Genomic DNA, 19,119 nt, shown 5'->3' with positions numbered 1-19,119 from the left:
TCAATACAACTACGAATTAATAACTCTTTTAACCCTATAAGCATAAAACCCATAAAAAGCTACGAACAATAAACAAATAAGTGGCAGTATAAATGAAAAATGAATTTCAGTAATACCACCTGTTACTATATCTCCAAAAACTTCGGTTCCATTAACGGTATCACCAAAATCCATGATAGCTGCTTGAATTTTTGGTAAAAAAGCACCTCCAACAATGGCCATTATTAGTCCGGAAGATGCCAATTTTGCCTCCTCGCCCATATCCTTTAGGGCAATACCGTAAATTGTAGGAAACATAATGGACATGAACACCGAGACCAAAACCAAACAAATTAAGCTTAATATGCCTGTGGTTAAAATAACACCTAAGCACAACAATGAACCCGCAAGCGCAAAAACCGTTAACATTTTTACAGGATTAATTTTACGCATAAGTGCAGTACCTATAAATCTGGTTGAAACAAAAAGTAACATGGCAGAAATATTCCAATAGGTACCATCAATTTTATGGTCAACCGGTAAACCTTGATTTAGGTATTCAACCAACTGAAAAATAGCAGTCCAACACATGATTTGTGCGCCAACATAAAACATTTGGGCCAAAACACCCAAAATATATAATTTATTTTTAAATATAAGGGACAACGATTGTTTAATTGAAAGGTGTTTACCCAAGTACATGGCGGGAATTTTTGTTTTCCATATTATTAAAAAAACCAGCAAAACAAAAAGGCCTACCCCTATGTACGGTGTACTGATAACATCCAAATCGTGGGCTTTAATTTTTGCTGCCTTTTCGGTTCCTAAGGCAACAATTTCAGAACTATTGGAATAATCAACGGACAGCAACCTATCTAAAACCATAAACTTGGCAATCATCATTCCTGTAAGCGACCCTAAGGGGTTAAAGGATTGTGCCAAGTTTAAACGTTGCGTTGCGGTAGAAGGATCACCCATTGAAAGTATTAAGGGGTTTGAGGTGGTTTCCAGAAAACCAAGTCCGCAGGTAATAACAAAAAGCGATATTAAAAAATAGTCATACCTACCCTGTAAGGCAGCGGGATAAAATAAAATAGCCCCAACGGCATACAGCGCAAGCCCAAATAGAATACCAGATTTATAACTAAATTTTCTAATAAAAAGTGCCGCTGGAACAGCCATGACACCATAACCAAAATAAAAAGCAAACTGCACGTTGTAAGCCTCTTGATTGGATAGTACCATTACTTTTTTAAATGCGGCCACCATAGGATTTGTTAAATCGTTTGCAAAGCCCCATAAGGCAAAAATTGAAGTAGTAGCGATAAACGGTATCAGTAATGCTTTAGGAACAACGGGGGTTTTTATTGTTTTATTCATTGATGGTTTCGTTAGGTGTTTCAATTATTCGGTTAAAAGAGCGCGGTCTAGGTGCACATAGCCACCATCTATAAATATATATTGCCCTGTGGTGTGCGATGCCCTATCGGAAATGGTAAACAAACAGGCATCGGCAATTTCTTGGGGCGTTGTCATTCTATTTTCCAAAGGAATTTTTTTAACAATTGATTTTAGTTTTTCTTCGCCGTTTTCCAAGGTTTTAATCCATGTATCATAAGCTGGCGTCCAACTTTCTGCAATTATTAAAGCGTTTACACGGATGCCTTCTTTAATTAAATCGACAGCCCACTCCCTGGTTAAACCTAAAACGCCTCCTTTAGAAGCAGCATAACCTGACGTTCCGCCTTGCCCTGTCATACCCACTTTTGAGCCAATATTTAATAGGTTTCCTTTTGATTTTTTGAGGTAAGGCAAGCAATATTTTGTGGTAGCGAAGTAACTGATTAAATTAAGTTTTAACGACTGCACAAAGTCATCAACAGATGCCTCCAGCCCTACACCATCATTAACACCAACGTTATTAATTAAAGCATCAATACGTCCATATTTATCTGCAATTACTTTAACTGCTGCTTCAATTTGCTCTGGTTTGGTAACATCGGTTTTCACGAAAAGGGCGTCAACACCTTTGGTTTGTAGTTCTTTTTCATAAGCAAACCCGCGGTCGTTACGGCAAATAATGACTGGTATGGCGCCTTCATTCGCTAAGGCTTGCACAATGGTTTCACCTATACTACCTTTTATACCCGCAGCACCCGTAACTACGACTACTTTATCTTTTAAATGTAAATCCATATTATAGATTATAAAATTTTATAGCGTTTGCCCCCATGATATTTTGTTGCTCATGGGCGCTTAATTTTGAAATGAAATGGCCTACCAATCCTTTTACTTTTGAATAATTTCCTGCCACCAAACACACAGGCCAATCAGAACCAAATAGTAAACGATTGACACCGAAAGCTTCTAAAACCAAATCCATATATGGGTGGATTTGTTCGGGTTTCCAATGGTTATAATCGGCTTCGGTTATCATGCCGGAAAGTTTACAAAACACGTTTTCTTGCTTTGCTATTTCCTGCATTAAAACCGCCCAACCATCATAAAAACCATCTTTTATATACGGTTTTGCAATGTGGTCGATGATGAATTTCTGATTTGGAAAACGTTTTACAAATTCTAAAGTCGACCCCAATTGATGCGGAAAAATTAAAATATCGTAAGTATAATTATGTTTTTCAAGCAATGAAACGCCTCTTAAAAAATTGGGGCGAAGCAAAAAGTTGTGGTCTGCTTCCGCTTGAACCACATGCCTAAAGCCTTTCAGTTTTTTTTGATGCCTGTAAACTTCCAACTTAGCGTCAATGGTATCGTTTCTCAAATCAATCCAACCCACAACACCTTTAATAAAATTGTATTCTGAAGCCAACTTCAACAGGAAATCGGTTTCTGCCGGGTTTTGGTCTGCTTCAACAGCTACACAACCATCAACACCGTTTTCTTGATATACTTTTGCTAAATCATTGGGCATAAAATCCTTTCGGATAACTGCCATAGCATCATCTATCCAAGCGTGTTTTACAGGATGGTATTGCCAAAAATGTTGATGACTATCTATAATCATGTCCCCGAGTAAGCTACTACGTTTTGTTTTGAAACCCCTAAACCTTCAATACCCAGTTCCATCACATCGCCCGGTTTTAAATATACGGGCGGCTTTAGGCCCAAACCAACGCCAAACGGTGTTCCTGTGGAAATGACATCGCCCGGAAGCAGCGTCATAAACTGGCTGATATAGCTAATGGCTTCTTCAATGTTAAAAATAAAATCGGAGGTAGAACTGTTTTGCATCATTTCACCATTTAATTTCAACCACAAGTCTAAATTATTTGGGTTTTTAACCTCATCTTTCGTGGCCAAAAATGGGCCTAGGGGCGCAAACGTATCGCATCCTTTACCTTTACACCATTGACCTTCTCTTTCAATTTGAAAAGCACGTTCGCTCACATCGTTATGCAACACATACCCAGCAATGTGATTATATACTTCTTCTTTAGAAATGTACGATGCTTTTTTGCCCATAACAACGGCCAGTTCCACTTCCCAGTCGGTTTTTGTACTTCCTTTTGGAATAATAACATCATCATTAGGCCCTACAATGGCCGTGGTTGATTTAAAAAACAGTACAGGTTCACTGGGCACTTTCATACCTGCTTCGGCAGCATGTTTTGCATAGTTTAAACCGATGCAAACTAATTTTGAAGGACGACAAATGGGGGAACCCAACCTCGTTTCTTCAGAAACTTGAGCGCATTTTGACTCGTTTATTTTTAACCACTTTTCAAGCCTTTCAATGCCATCAGTTTCAAAAAATTGTTCGGTATAATCTTCTCCAAAAGTTGATACATCTATTCTATTTCCGTTAGGCAATTGAACTCCTGGTTTTTCTTTTCCAGCTTCGCCAAATCTTATAAGTTTCATTTTATGTTTATTTGTTGAATTGTTTATCCGTTTAGTTTTATAAAACCGCCATCTATTGGGAAATCGGTTCCTGTGATGAACGATGCTTCATCAGAGCATAAATACAATGCCAAATCTGCTACTTCTTGTGGCTTGCCCATGCGACCAATGGGTTGGGTTTTTGATAGTTTTTCAAACATTTCTGCTTCTTTTCCGGGGTAATTGTTCTTTAAAAATCCATCAACAAAAGGGGTGTGAATACGTGCGGGCGACATGCAATTGCATCGAATGCCGTAGTTTATGTAATCTTTTGCTACCGAATAGGTCATGGTTAGGGTCGCGCCCTTTGACATGGAATACGCAAACCTATCATTTAGCCCTACCGATGATGCGATGGATGCCATATTTAAAATAACCCCTCCATTTTTCTTCATGTGCGGAATGGTTGCAAAAATGCAGTTATAAACACCTTTTACGTTCACGCTGTAAACGCGGTCTAAATCTGCTTCGGGCGTATTTTCAACATTGCCAATATGGGCAATACCTGCGTTGTTTATCAAAATATTGATGCTGCCTTTTTTTGAGATGTTATGAATAACTTTAACAACATCTTCTTGATTTGCCACGTTACATTGGTGTACCTCCGCTAAACCCCCATTGCTTTCAATTTCATTTTTTGTGATTTTTGCATTATCGCTATCCATTTCTAAAATGTGAACATAAGCACCTTGTTCCGCGAAGGTTTTTGAGATGGCCTTACCTATACCGCTTCCTCCACCCGTAACGATTGCTATTTTATTTTTAAGACTAAATTTCATTTTTTTATATGTGTTTTTAAATAAAATATGCCCTATAAACTTTAAATTACAGTAAAATTAACCATCGCTTTAATGACTTTGTTTTTGGGGTCGAGCCAAGAGTTAAAATTCTCAATCATTTCGGTAAAATTTACTTGATGCGTTACAAAGGCTTTTGTTGGAAATTTATTTAGGTTTTGAATTACAAAATCAAAATCTTCCAGGGTGGCATTCCTGCTGCACATAATGGTTGATTCTTTGGCATGAATAGCCGGATGGCTAAATACCAACTCACCTTTAGACAAACCCACCAAAACATAGCGTCCGCCATGCGACATATAATTTATGCCATTTTCAAGGGCTCTTTTATTGCCAGTACAGTCGAAAACAGCGGTTGCTAAATCGCCATTTGTAATTTTGGAAACCTCTTCAACAGCGGTTTCAGATACTTTTATAACATGCCTTACGCCTATTTCATTTTTAACGAACTCCAATCGTGCCTCATCAACATCTAAAGCAATGACTTCAGCGCCTTTAATTTGGGCTAATTTCATCAAACCTATACCAATAGGGCCACAACCAATAACTACAATGGTTTCTCCGGCAAGCACATTTGCGCGCCTAATAGCATGTGCGCCAATGGCTAAAGGCTCTACAATGGCCATTTCTTCATAGGAAAGTTCTTTAGCAGGGATTAACAAGTCGGTTCTTACTGAAAATTGTTCTTGCATACCGCCATCGGCATGTACACCCAACACCCTAATATTGCTACAACAGTTTGTTTTTCCTTGTGAGCACGCCAAACAGGCACCACAGCTTACATAAGGCATCACAATAACGTTATCTCCCACTTTTAATTTTTGTTCATTTTCACCAATATCCAATATTTCGGCAGCCAATTCGTGCCCTAGAATTCTTGGATATGAAAAAAATGCCTGATTCCCGGAATAGGCATGTAAATCGGTGCCGCAAATACCCACGCGGTGTATTTTTAACAGTGCTTGATTATCTTGATTTTTAGGAATGTCCTTTTCCTTTAATGTGAATTTGTTTGGTTCTTCACAAACAATATACTTCATATTTAATAAGTTAACTTTATTCTTCCGTTTCAATTTGAAGTGAAGCCGATGAAACGCCCCCTTCTGCTGAAACCTTTAATTTTATGTCCTCATTCTTTTTGTTCGATTGGATGATAACCAAACATTTTCCGTTAAAGGCGTTTATTTTTGAAGCTTTAAACGATGACAAATTTGCTTGGTAGCCATTATCGACCCCAACTATTTTTCCGCCACCCGATACTTCAAAATGAACTAAATTGTTGGCTTTGGGAACAAAATTTCCTTTTTCATCCAAAATGTTGATGGTTACATATACCAAATCGTACCCATCACTTTTTATAATGTCCCTATTTGAAACCAATGCTATTTTTGATGGTTCGCCGGCAGTATGGATTTCTTTTTCCAAAACCACTTTGCCATTTTTTCTTGAAACCGCTTTTAAGGTTCCTGGTTGGAAATTAACCTGCCAACACACGTGCAAATCATCAGCTTGTTTCGATTTAGCGCCTAAAGATTCGCCATTTAAAAACAGTTCAACCTCATCGGCATTGTTGTAATAGGCCCAAATATCGACTTCTTTTCCTTCTTCCCAATTCCAATGTGGGAACACGTGCAAAACAGGTTTGGTAGTCCATTCACTTTGGTACATATAATACACGTCTTTGGGGAAACCTGCCAAATCGACCACCCCAAAGTAGGAACTTCTTGCAGGATAGGGGTATGGAATGGGTTCGCCCAAATAATCGAAACCGGTCCAGATAAACAATCCGGAGATAAAATCTTGCTTCTTAACGGTTTTCCAGGTTTCCTCATGGGTTGCGCCCCAATAAGCAGACACGTTATCATAGGCTGAAGCGGTAAAATCGGCATTGCCATCAAAGGGCTCGTTATGTGCCGGCGGCCATCTTCTTATGCTATCCGAAGGCATATCGTATTGCCCCCGTGTTGCCAAAGCCGACACACTTTCAGAAGCTATGATTTTTTGGTTGGGAAACCATTTTGGGAAATTTTCATAATCGGTATGTTTGTAATTGAAGCCCAAAAGATCTAGTGCACCCGATTTATAGATGAAATTTTTATCGGGATTATTTTCGGTCAACGCACAGGTTACGGGTCGTGTTGCATCTAATGCTTTAACGATAGCGACCAATTCTTTAGCGATGATGGTGCCCGTAAAATCGAATTGCTCGCGAATTTCATTGCCAATACTCCACATCATCACCGAAGGATGGTTTCTATCGCGTTTAATGAAATCTTCCAAATCTTGCTTATGCCATTTATCCCAATCGAGGTTATAATCGGCTTTTACTTTTTTCTTTTTCCAAACATCAAACGCTTCATTTTGAACTATAAAACCCATTTCATCACACAGTTGCAATAGTTCTTTTGAAGGCGGATTGTGCGCTGTTCTTATAGCATTCACGCCCATTTCCTTCATTATTTGTAGTTTTCTACGGATGGCATGCACGTTGGCAACAGCCCCCAAAGCGCCATTATCGTGGTGCAAACAAACCCCTAAAATTTTGGTGGCTTTGCCATTTAATGAAAAGCCTTTTTGGGCATCAAAGCTAAAATACCGGATGCCTAGTGGTGTTTCGTAATTGTCAACCAACTCGGAATCTTCATAAATTTTGGTAACCACTTTATACAGATAAGGATTTTCTAAGCTCCAAAGGGTTGGGTTTTCAATTTCAAGCTGTACCGATTTGGTAAACGCTATTTTGGGAAACAGTTTTTCAAGGGATGCATTTCGGCCCACTTCGTTATCATCCGCATCGAAAATGGCGGTAACCAATTTGAACTTTTTTATCAATCGGGAATCGTTCTGGATGGTAACTTCGTAATTAATGGTTGCTTTTTTATTTGATACCTTGGGTGTTGTAACAAACGTTCCCCAATGCGATACATGTAATTTTTCAACAGCTACCAACCGTACATTCCTGTAAATGCCAGAGCCCGTGTACCACCGTGAGTTTGGCTGTTCGGAATTATCGACCTTTACCGCAATGATATTTTTTTGTTCGCCGTAATTTAAGTGGTCGGTTAAATTGTACATAAACGAACTATAGCCATAAGGCCGCTTTCCTAAATATTTGCCGTTTATCCATACTTCGCTGTTTCGGTAAACCCCGTCGAACTCAATTGCAACCGATTTATCAACCCACGCCTCGGGAACGGTAAAGGTTTTGCGGTACCAACCTATGCCTGTGGGCAGTGCGCCACCTTCGGGTCTTGCTGGATTTTCTTCGCTAAATTCGCCTTCAATACTCCAATCGTGGGGTAAATGCAGCGTTCGCCAATCGGAATCTTTAAAGTCATCTTTTATGGCTTCGGGGTGGTTACCCAATTTAAAGTGCCAATCGAAATTAAAATCCTCAACAATTCGCACATCCTTTTCCTCTGGTAAACATGCGGTAAACAAACATAGTACAGTGCCTAGTAAAACAAATTGTTTTAATAATACTTTTTTCATTTTTAAAATATTACTGAAATTCAAACGATTCTAATCGCAATCCCTTCATTTGGTGTGATTCTAATGTTATTTTATATGTTCCCGCATTGATATAGCCCCCTGTTGTTGTATTTAGGATGCGCCATTTTTCATGGGCCATTGGAAATTCTATTTCATCATTTTTGAGCAAGGTTCCATTGGCGTCTTCAATCGTTAGCCGCACCTTAATTGGGGCCGTATGCAGGTTCATAAACCGGTAGCGCATCAAATAAATATTGGCAACGCCCGGATTTACCGTAAATGTAATACTGTTTTTTGTATTTTCGGTAAATTCTATGTAATCACTGCTCTTAAAAAAGGCTTTTTTTATTCCAGTTCCTGTTGTTTTGGCTATTTCTGCTTCCAATTTTAGAACGGTTCGTTCCTCTTGTTCTTCCCCCATAACATAAACTGGCACAACAACTATTGAAAACATATTTTTGTTCTCTTGATGGCCTTGAGGACCAAACGTTACTTTTTCACCTTTTTTTACTTGTTTTTTTAGCAGTTGGAATTGATTTCCTTTTGAATTTTGAATCGTATCGGGAAGTTTCTCAAAACCGATAAGCCAAGGCCATGTTTCGTTAATTTTTGAATCTAAAATAACATAAACCGTGGCGTTTTCTTTTGAAATGAACGATCCTGACACATCGGTTTTAGCCGAATTTGAAAACCGAATATAATCGGCCCCAAAAAGTTCTGAAGGCAATTTGTTGAATTGCACGTTGGCATTTAGATACTGTTTGCTGTTGGTATCCAACCACGAGCCCAATTCAAATGCAACAGTTGCAGAAACATCCAAGATATTTTTTGGCGATGGTTTAACTGGTTTTACAGTTTTATCTTTTGTTGCTATGGCAATGGCCGAAATGATAGCTTGACCTGACGCCACATTTGGAAAAGAAATTTTCAGTTTCCCGTTTTCACTTTTGGCGTGGACCACTTTTTTTAATGCGGTATCGTGTCCAACCTCGCTCCAAATATCCAAATCCTTTAAAACAACTTTTCCATTTATTGCCACGTCAAACAAACGCCAATTTTTGCAATCCATTCCGCCTCCTGTTCCGTACCAAGGTTCCGTAAAATAGAGTTCTACTTGATAGTCGCCATCGGGAACAGGAAATTCGTAACTTAATGTATCGGTGCCATATCTAAAATTTTGAAATAAATTCCAATCTTTAGTGCCTACAATCGGGTCATTTGTAGAGCGTTGACTGGCATAAAAAGCTGGTAAATTATCGAAATTATCAGTCCATGATAAAGAGCCCCAAGTATGGTCATCCGTTTTATGAACATCGGCTAACCACGTATTGCCATAGGTGTCTTTATAATCATCGCCGCCACTATTAACGCGGTATAGATAATTAAGGTAGGATGCCGGTTTTAAAATATCGTTTGATTTGGAAACCAAACCATCAAAATGGGGGGCTTTTGGTAAGTTGTTCAAAACGATATAATCCTTTGCCACCGCTTCACCATTTACATAACCAATGGCGTACAGAACATTATATTTTATATCAACATTGTTCCATTGAAAATGCTTTCCTAATCCAGGGTTTTTAAGTTTTCCTAAGGATTCATGATTCACATCATTAAACAATTCCACCGCGTCGCAGTTTGAATACACGTCAATACCACTTTTAATTCCAGCATTTACCCAACGATTTGCCCACGAATGCGATACAATATAAACCATCGGATTTTTTTCCTTAGAAACATAATTGGCGCGATACATATAAAACGCATCCAGAGGTTCGCCCCAAATGGTGAAAATGCCCTTGTAATTTACCGGCCCAACCTTATCAATATCCCGAAAACCTTCACCATTTTGGGTACGCCCAGGATTTTCATGGGAATACAACAACCAATGGTACTGCCCAACGATTTTATCGCTTACGGATTCTGCCTCACGGACTTTTATTTCCATCAACTGTGAAAAGCGGTTTTCACTCAGTTCGCCTTTTTGGTTGAATGCGCCTTCGGAATGCAAATCGGCCGTTCTCCAAGCACCATATTCACCGTTTAAAAGTTGTTCGGTTAATTCTTCACCGTAATTAAAGGGGTTGCCACCGTAAGTCCCTGACCAGTTTTGAACCACGTTCCAATCCGTGCCCTCACCGCCATTACAAGTGGTAACGATGCGTTGTTTGGCCGAGGTTGGGTCCAATTCCCGAATGATTTGAGTACATGCTTCCGCAAATTCCTTTGGGATGGTGCTTTCGTTTTGCAAACCCCACATCACCACGGATGGATTGTTCCGTCGTTCTTTAATCCAGTCCTTCAACAAGGTTTTAAAATTTTCTTTAAATTCTGGTGTATCGTACCAAATATGTGCCGAAAACTGGCTCCAGAACAAAATGCCTGCTTCATCTAAAAGTTCTTGGTATTTTAAATTATGGGGTTGGTGCCCTTCGCGAAACGCATTATAACCAGCCGCTTTAACTTGCTCTATCCTTGTTTTTATTTCGGTATCGGAAAAGGAATGGCTCTTTCCTATTAAATGTTCGTATTCGCAAGTGCCGTTTATAAAAACAGGTTCATCATTTAAAAAGAAGCGATTATCATCGCCTTCCCTAGTTACTGGCCAGCTTACCCAACGGATGCCATAAGGTGTGGTTAAGGCATCCATCAAGGTTCCGTTTTCATATATTTTTGTAGAAAGCTGATATAAATACGGATTATCGGGTGACCATAATTTAGGATTTAAAATTTCGGGTAGGGTTTGCTTTATTTCTTTTGAACTTGACACGTTTTTTACTTCATTTTTAACTGAAGCCACTTCATTCCCATCTTCATCTAAAAGTGCATTGACAACCGTGATATTTTTTGATGAATGACCATAGTTCTTAAGTTCCGTGGAAACATGCAGAAGGGCTTTTGCTTTTGAAGTTGTATCGTCGTTCCAAATATGGACACCGAAAGGTTCAATCCTAACCTTATTGGTAATGACCAATGAAACGGGCCTAAAAATGCCCATAGGTTGCGAGCCTTCGGAAAAACCCCATTCCCCCGAACAGCCACCGCAAACCCAAGGCAAATCGGCTATAAAAGCAGGATGTGCCGCTTTTACAACAATGCTGTTTTCTTTTTCAAAACTAACAGCATCTGTAATATCCAATGTAAATGTGATGCGTCCACCTTTGTGTTCGCCAACCTTTTTTCCATTTACCCAAACGGTGGCATACGAACCAACGCCTTCAAAAAACAAAAAATGTTGTTTGCCTTTATTTGAGCTATCTAATTTCAATGTTTTTTGGTACCAGGCCGTGCCATGCAAATTACCATGCGGCATACGGCGATAGCCATAATATTGATCCCAGTTGTGCGGTACGGAGACGTGCTTCCAATGGGCATCTGTTTTTAGGTTATTCACAAAATCGCTTTCAGTTTCCTTTAAACTATCCAATACAATGGTTTTCCAATCTGGATTTAAGGATATTGTTTTGCGCACATCACGCCCCTGGCCTTCACTTTTGCATGAAAATAAGGCGATAAAAACTAAAACGGTTATGTAATGTATATACTTCATATTAATAGAAAAGCCAATCGACGGCATCCTTTTCATCATCCCCAATCAACCCAACATCGCGCGATGTTATGGTTTGGTTGGCATCAATAAACCCAAGAATCAAGACACGGCCTTTTCCCAAAACCAATTCGTTTTCTCCCTTTTCAAATTGATAGGTATGGATGTTAACGCGTGGCAAGGCCTTCAATTTAATGGCGTTTGCCAAAACAACTTCCGCTTCGCCGCGCGCATTTCCTGCGGCATTGGTTTCCAAACTTGGCGGAAACAAAAAGCGTTTTTGGTCGGTATTGAAATAGCCCACCACCAATTTTACCGGTTTGTCATTTTTGAATTTAAGATGCGTTCCTTCCGAATTTTGGGTATCGGCAACAAACGAAATGCCCTTTAAATTTTGCAGTTCTGGTGCTATTTCCAAAATTTCAGATTCTGGAATGCCGTAAACTTGGGTTCCTTTTTTTACATTATAAGTCCCTTTGCTTTCACTTAACAAAGCAACCGCAACTTGCTCCCAAGGTTTTCCTGCCTCTCTTGCAATTTTTCCATCCTTGGAAGCTTTTAAAAGACTGATATTACGTTTAAAATTGGCCAATTCCCGTTCATAATGTGGCAATAACTCTTGCCAGGTTTTATTGTTTCCGTCGTCGCCACCAATGGGGATCCTACGTTGGGCGGTTTGCATGCTATTGGCATACCAATAGGCATCTTTGGTTAAATTAACCAACTCTTGATAATGTTCTAAGCTTTTTTCCAAATGCGGCAGTGCCTTGTCTAAATCCGAAATGTCATTGGAATAACCATAGCGCAACACCAACATGGCGGCTTCTACCTTTTCTGAAAAGAAATTAGCAAAGGCATTATAACAATGCACATCGTTTTTCAATCGCTGAAACTCTGCTTTGTCCTTTGTTACTTTTTCAGCAGCTTTATCAATGGCCTCCGCCGCTAGTTTACCATGTTGCACAATCTCATCAATGATTTGGCGCGGGGTTTCGCCCACATGGGGTTGGTTTTCCCATTCCTTTTTGGCGTAATCCAACAGAATTTCGCCAACAGGCCCGCACGACTCGTAAAACCCGGGATACACACGCCATTTATACGGATTTACCAATTGGCTTTCAAACATGCCCAAGAGCAGGGTTTGTCGGTTCCCTTCGGTTATTCCGAATCTGCGCAAGGTTTTTGGCGCTATTTCACCTGTTTCTTCATAAGCTTTTAAAATTTGATTACCAGCTTCGGCATCAGTTCCGAATTTATCTGACAATTGTTTACCCCAAAACTTCATTTCATCTTGTCTATCCCTTTTATCGTTCCAAGCATAGCGCGCCCAGGCTTTGTACCAAATCCAATCCCGATCCATTTCCAATAGTCGTGGTTCGGTTTTATCGGGTGCATAGGGCCAATCCCAGTAGGAGGTTTGCGGGTACAAATGCAGTGCGTTGGCACCATGTACCTTGTGCATGGCGTTTACGGTTTTTTGGATAAAATCTGGCGAGCCATAACGGAACGGTTCCAAATTTGCCAAAATATGGACGTTTGAAATGTGTATGGAGCCCAAGGCGCTTAACGCTCTGTGCGTTTCTGCCCACGGGCCGCGGGGTTGGTACGTGGTCAAGGATTCGCCGGTGTACTTGCTCATGGTGTATAAATTATTGTACAAAGGCAAGGCTTTTTCCATAACCAAGGGCGCATCGGTGTCGTGCGACCTTAAAATAATGGGCGGTTCCGCCGTTTTTCCCAAGACCTTTAAGCCGTTTTTCACGCCCGGAATGATGGTTTTTGTAAACCATTCCACATCATCATCCACGGTGTTCATGGCTTCGCCCAAAGCAACCAACAAGCCCACGTTTGGGTATTTTTCAATAAAAGCGGTGATTGATTTTTGCGTATAATCGGCAATTACGGGCGTAATGGGCCTAGATCTATCTTGGGTCTTGATGTTATAATGTTCCGCAAAAGGCTTGGAAACGATGATGTTGTAAAACATTTGAATGACCCAAATTCCGCGCTTATCGGCTTCTTCGGTAATGAACTTAAAGATGTCCTCGTTTTTTTTGAAATCTTCTTCGCTCACTTCCAAAGCAAAAGGGTAATCGTCCAGTTTTACCAACGATGCAAATGGGTGGCCGTTCCATAAGTACAAGGAATTGTACCTGTTTTCAACCATCATGTCCAAATACTTTATCCAAAGGTCCCTATCATAAAACCATGGAAAATTTTCGGGGGTATAGGGGTATTCATAAACATCCCTTCCTTCCAAATAAGCTGTTTTTTGGAGGCCGATGCAGGTACCGCGAAGCACCATTTCGGGGCCATCTTCCATATTAATTCCGGAAGGCAACGCGCCACTTTGGTTGATTTGTTCAGCCAACTCCAAAGTGCCATACAAAGCACCCGAAGCATCTGAACCTTCAATGGAAATGGTATTGCCCTTGGTTTTTATCTGAAAACTTTCTTTTTTAGAAGTGTCATTTCCTTCTGAAACTATAATGACCCTATCCTTATTATTTTCGGGGGTTTCTGAAAAAACAGAAACTTTATAACCCTTATCTGTCAATGCTTTTGAAAGTTTTTCAACACCAAACTTGATTCTTGGTGATGCTGAACCTTCAACAATGCTTATGTTCCTTTCATTTGAACATGAAACCAACAGAATTATCAGCAGGAATTTTAGGTACCTCATTATTTACTGGTTTTTGATTCGTTATTTTTAAAAATTTTCTTTAGGTAGGCTACGTTTGCACCGTAATTGCCTACTACATCGCGTACCATGCTGGTGTCCCGGGAACGCTCCACAGTGAGCCAACCTTTCCAGTACATGCCATCCAAGGTTTTTTTGATGGCAGGCAAATTGATAGCTTTGTCGTTTTCCAACCAAGCCCCATCGGTATTTGATGCGTGAATTTGCCCAATATTATCACGCCCCAATATTTTAAGTTCCTTGGAAATATCGCGCCCGTTTTCAATGGCATTGGCAAAATTGAATGAAATTTTAATATTCCTGTTATCAATTTCCTCCAACAATTTCTTTTCCTCGGAAGCCGATAACGAGGTTTCAATGGCTATAATACCGTTTATCTTTTCTACCGCTTTCCCTGCCCAACGCAAACGCTCAACAATAGCGGGCCTTAATTCTGGGTTTTTCACCAAATCGCCTTCTGTTCCCAATGGCAAAAAGGCCACTTCCACATTAAAGGTTTTCATCACTTCAATACAATCGGAAACCATTTTTTTATAGCTTTCGCGTTTTGCAAAAGACTGTGCGTAAAACCCGGACATCGCAATAGCGCTAATACCCACACCCGTTTCAATCATTTTATCCTTAAAAACCCTCACGCTGGCAGTATCTCCATTTACAAACTTACTATCAAACGTTTCCCGATTGCCCAAACCGCCCATATCCATCTCGATGCCATCGGCGCCAATGTCTTTGGCACGTTCAAACGCACCAAGTTTTTGGCGTTTTAAAATCATCCAATCGCAAACGGCCACTTTATAGCGCTCTTGTGTTGGCCCTGGCCAAATGCCATCTATTATAGGGAACGACACCAATTTTGTCGGGTCAATTTTTACATATTTTATTTTTTGCCTGCGCCAAGTGTAAATACAATGCAACATTCCATCGGACCCTTGAATGATGGCTGGATATGAATATTGACTGATTTTTGAATCCTCTAAAACCAAGGACGCCTCCCAATGAATGCCATCTTTTGAAAGCGCAATATTCAATGGGCTTCTATAACCTTTTGTTTCCCCTTCATCTGGCCAAACGTGATTGTAAATCAACACATGTTGCCCATTTTTCATGGTAACCGCGTCGGTACCAGAGCTGTTGTTGGGCATATTCAACAGTTTTAAATCGGACCAGGTTTTACCATCATCGTCGGACCAGGTGCTGAACAAATGCCTGTTTCTGGTTCTGCCAATTTGTTGAAGTTTTCCGTTTTTATGGAACAATATGCTCGGTTGAATGGCATTGATGGAGTCTTTTCCTTTAGGAAGCGTGTCGCCCATTTTCCACGTTTTACCAAAATCGGGGGTGGATTCCATTCGTAAGTTCCAGCCGTGTTCTTCGGTGCTCGATGGCAAAAGCAGCGTGCCATTTTCCAATAGAACGGGTTTATTTTTTATTGGCCCCAAAAAGCCCTCAGGCATTTTTTCTGGTTTTGACCACGTGTCTCCCCCATCGGAGGAACGCATGAGCATGCCCCACCAAGTGGATGGACTGGGCCCTACTTTATAAAACAGCATTAAATCGCCCTTTGGAATTTGGTACAGTACAGGGTTCCAGGTTGGGTATCGCAGGGTATCGTTCTGTACGCCGTTTGCAACCTCAACCCCTTCTGTCCATGCGCCATTTTTGCGTTTGCTTACCCAAATACCAACATCAGGATGCCTTTCGTGCGTACCACCAAACCATGAGGCCACCAAATCGCCGTTGGTCGTTTCTACAATGGTTGCCGCATGGCAAGACGGATAGGGTGGATTTTCATTAACAAACTCCTCTACTACAATGCCCTCTTTCCATGTTTTGTCTGCCAATGCCATTTTCTTTTCTATAACCGGTTTACAACTTCCTAAAAATAAAGCACTTAACAGTATCAGGGTAGTTTGCATTCGTTTCATTTTCATCTCATTATTAATTTAATTCTGAATTATTTTAGTTTACATGGATTGAATAAGTACCCGATTTCAACTCTAAAACAAGCTTGTTTGCCTCTGTTCTATAATTTTTTGAACCCTTATCCAATCGGTCCTTATTGATGCTTACTTTTGAAGGGTTGGTGGTTGGCACATACACCAATGCACTTGTATTTGCAGGAATGGTAATATGCCATTCCAAATGGTTTTTAGACTTTTTCCAATGACTTTTGATAAGTCCGTAAGAAGATTTATACGAAGCATTTACATAACTAAGCCCCGCTTCAAAATCGGGTTTCATAATGATTTGTTTGAAGCCGGGATCCGCCTCACTCGATTTAATGCCTGCCATATTTTCGTAATACCAAACCAATAAATCGCCCAACAACATTACGTGGTTTTGGGAATTCATTTCGGGATCGGCCGTATTGCCGTTCCATAATTCCCAAATGGTAGTGGCGCCGTTTTCAACCATATAGCCCCAGCTAGGGTAGGTTTTGTTTGACGCTAGTTTGAATGCCAAATCCCCTCGCCCATTTTCTGTTAAGGTCCGCATTAAAAACTGTGTGCCAACAACACCGGTACTTATGTGTCCGTTTTTCACAACCTCAACCTCGTGTGTTAAGTTTTTGAATACCTCATTTTTTAAATCGTCTGGCACCATACCAAACGCTAAGGGCAACACATTGGCCGTTACGGTATTATTGGCATAGGTGTTGTTTTTGTTCAAATATTTTTTGTTGAAGGCTGTTTTAATGCGTTTGGATAAATCATCAAAATGTACAATATCGTTTTTGTCGGCACCCATAATGGTTGCAAACTTTTTCATGGTTTGAAGCAGGTGATAATAAAACGCACTCGACAACACTTCGCCATCGGTTAAGCGCGTTGGGTCTTGCGACCGGATAATTTCCAACGATTCCGGTGGCACGCACCAATCGCCGTATTTATCCTTTGCTATCAAATCATTTTTCAAGTAATTCGCTTCCATATAATCCATCCATTTTTTCATGTAGGGATAATGGTTTTTAATCACGCTTTCATCAGCAAATTGCTTGTACAACATATCGGCCACTTTAATGTAGGCCCCTTGCCATGTTACGCCGTCGCCGTAATAACGCCAAAAGGCCGGTGCCACATCGGGAATGCCACCGTCCAAGGTTTGCGAAAACTTAATATCGTCCAGCCATTTTGCGTACAAGGTTTGGTTATCGAACAAGAAACTTTCGCCGTAAGCTCCCGTAGTTCTATCGCCCAACCAAGGTTGACGCTCATTGCGTTGCGGACAATCAATGGGCATGCCCTTATAATTTCCGCGAATGCCCCAATAGGCATTTTTGAAAATTTGGTTCATGGTTGGGTTGGAACAGTCGAACGTTCCCGTGGTTTCCATGTCATCATAAACCACTTTCCCTAAGAAGTTATCCAAGGTTGGTTTTGTTTTAAAACCCGAAATTTCCACGAATCTAAACCCATGATATACAAATTTTGGTTCCCAAATTTCTTCACCTTCGCCTTTTAAAATGTATGTATCGGTAACACGGGCATCACGTAAATTGGCAATATAAAGCGCGCCGTCTGCTTTTAAGGATTCGGCAAATTTCATTGTGATGGTATCGCCCCGATTTCCTTTCACTTTTAGTTGCAACCAGCCCACCATATTCTGGCCCATGTCTAAAATGTAAGTGCCATTTTTGGTTGCAGTTATGGAAATTGGCTTCACCTCACCCATCACCTTCATATTTGGGGTCATTTGCGCTTCCGGAAAGCCGCCCGGTTCTTCAACCCAAGTTAAATTTAACCAATTGCTATCGTCAAAATTATTTGTATTCCAATTCGGTATTTCATTTCTGGCATCATACACTTCACCATCATATTCGTTGTTTGCCCGAATGGGGCCGTTTGGTGTAAACTTCCAAGTTTCATCGGTTTTTATGGTTTCACTTGTGCTATCCTCGTATTCAACATCCAGTTGCAATGCCATTTTAGGAAACCCAAAACTTTTGATTTTATAGGGTTTGTATTCTTGTCGCATGGCAAAAAAACGACCGTTTCCTAAAATAGTACCTAATACATTTTCGCCTTGTTTTAATTGGGAAGTAACGTCAAATACATTGTACTTTACGTTCTTGGTATAATCAGTAGGTACTGGTGCCAAAACCTGATTTCCGATTTTTTCCCCGTTGATGTAGAATTCATACAAACCCATGCCCATTAAATAGACTTTGGCTTTTTTTACGTTCTTTTTTAAATCGATTTGCTTTCTAATATATCTAGCTGATAATTTTGAAAACTGGCTCACACTATCGCCCGGAAACAACTGGTTATAACCAATCCATCGCGTTGATTTCCAATCGGCATAGGTTAAAATACCCATGCTCCAATGTGCGGTATCACTCCATTCGGTTTCGCCTTTATTCGTCCACACTTTTACTTTCCAATAGGCTTCATCCTTACTATCCAATTTTTTTCCTGAATAGGTTATATTTATTGACGCATTGCTTGATACTTTGCCAGAATCCCATAAATCGGCATGGTTATTTTTTAATTTTTCGGCAGAAGAAGCTACCAAAACTTGATATTGGGTTTGCTCCACTTCTGTTTCATTTGTAATGATTTGCCAACTCAATCGTGGCTGCAACACATCAATCCCTAACGGATTTGTGAGCATTTCACATTGAAGATGATGCAACTTTATATCACTTTGAGCCATCGCCGAAAATGAACAAAGCAGCAAAACGACATATTGAAATATTTTCTTCATTT

General features: G+C 40.2%; 11 protein-coding genes. All 11 read right to left on the bottom strand.

Going from position 1 to position 19,119, the window contains the following annotated elements:
• Positions 1–9: 9 nt before the first annotated feature.
• The 11 genes from fucP to GQO80_RS09615 are packed head-to-tail and all read right to left on the bottom strand — an operon-like array spanning position 10 to position 19,117.
• The gene (gene fucP, locus GQO80_RS09665) at positions 10–1,359 is read right to left on the bottom strand and encodes an L-fucose:H+ symporter permease (protein WP_198037756.1); all 1,350 of its coding nucleotides are present in this window, start codon (positions 1,357–1,359) and stop codon (positions 10–12) included.
• A 24-nt stretch (positions 1,360–1,383) separates the two neighbouring features.
• Complete coding sequence (locus tag GQO80_RS09660) at positions 1,384–2,175, bottom strand: SDR family oxidoreductase (protein ID WP_157208154.1); 792 nt, start codon at positions 2,173–2,175, stop codon at positions 1,384–1,386.
• Position 2,176: 1 nt separating this feature from the next.
• Positions 2,177–3,004, bottom strand: a complete 828-nt coding sequence (locus GQO80_RS09655) for an amidohydrolase family protein (protein ID WP_157208153.1) — start codon at positions 3,002–3,004, stop codon at positions 2,177–2,179.
• On the bottom strand, positions 3,001–3,861 hold the full coding sequence (locus tag GQO80_RS09650) for a fumarylacetoacetate hydrolase family protein (RefSeq protein ID WP_157208152.1): 861 nt from the start codon (positions 3,859–3,861) through the stop codon (positions 3,001–3,003). The genes GQO80_RS09655 and GQO80_RS09650 overlap by 4 nt, the downstream gene beginning before the upstream one ends.
• 23 nt (positions 3,862–3,884) lie before the next feature.
• Positions 3,885–4,658: an SDR family NAD(P)-dependent oxidoreductase gene (locus tag GQO80_RS09645; protein ID WP_157208151.1), complete on the bottom strand. Its 774-nt coding sequence runs from the start codon at positions 4,656–4,658 to the stop codon at positions 3,885–3,887.
• A 41-nt stretch (positions 4,659–4,699) separates the two neighbouring features.
• Positions 4,700–5,716, bottom strand: a complete 1,017-nt coding sequence (locus GQO80_RS09640; RefSeq protein WP_157208150.1) for a zinc-binding alcohol dehydrogenase family protein — start codon at positions 5,714–5,716, stop codon at positions 4,700–4,702.
• Positions 5,717–5,732: 16 nt separating this feature from the next.
• A complete protein-coding gene (galB, locus tag GQO80_RS09635) occupies positions 5,733–8,168 on the bottom strand; it encodes a beta-galactosidase GalB (protein WP_157208149.1) in 2,436 nt (811 codons plus the stop codon).
• A 10-nt stretch (positions 8,169–8,178) separates the two neighbouring features.
• Positions 8,179–11,715 (bottom strand): malectin domain-containing carbohydrate-binding protein, encoded by a 3,537-nt coding sequence (locus GQO80_RS09630; RefSeq protein WP_157208148.1) that lies wholly within the window; start codon positions 11,713–11,715, stop codon positions 8,179–8,181.
• 1 nt (position 11,716) lies between these two features.
• Complete coding sequence (locus GQO80_RS09625) at positions 11,717–14,395, bottom strand: alpha-d-galacturonidase (protein WP_157208147.1); 2,679 nt, start codon at positions 14,393–14,395, stop codon at positions 11,717–11,719.
• The gene (locus GQO80_RS15860; protein ID WP_232333150.1) at positions 14,395–16,338 is read right to left on the bottom strand and encodes an exo-alpha-sialidase; all 1,944 of its coding nucleotides are present in this window, start codon (positions 16,336–16,338) and stop codon (positions 14,395–14,397) included. The genes GQO80_RS09625 and GQO80_RS15860 overlap by 1 nt, the downstream gene beginning before the upstream one ends.
• A gap of 34 nt (positions 16,339–16,372) precedes the next feature.
• Positions 16,373–19,117, bottom strand: coding sequence for a glycoside hydrolase family 78 protein (locus tag GQO80_RS09615; protein WP_157208146.1), 2,745 nt, complete (start codon positions 19,115–19,117; stop codon positions 16,373–16,375).
• Positions 19,118–19,119: the final 2 nt, after the last annotated feature.

This window comes from Mariniflexile maritimum (assembly GCF_009746565.1).
Classification (GTDB): domain Bacteria; phylum Bacteroidota; class Bacteroidia; order Flavobacteriales; family Flavobacteriaceae; genus Mariniflexile; species Mariniflexile maritimum.
The sequence above is the reverse complement of the archived record's forward strand: the minus strand, read 5'-3'. Positions and strand labels throughout refer to the sequence as shown.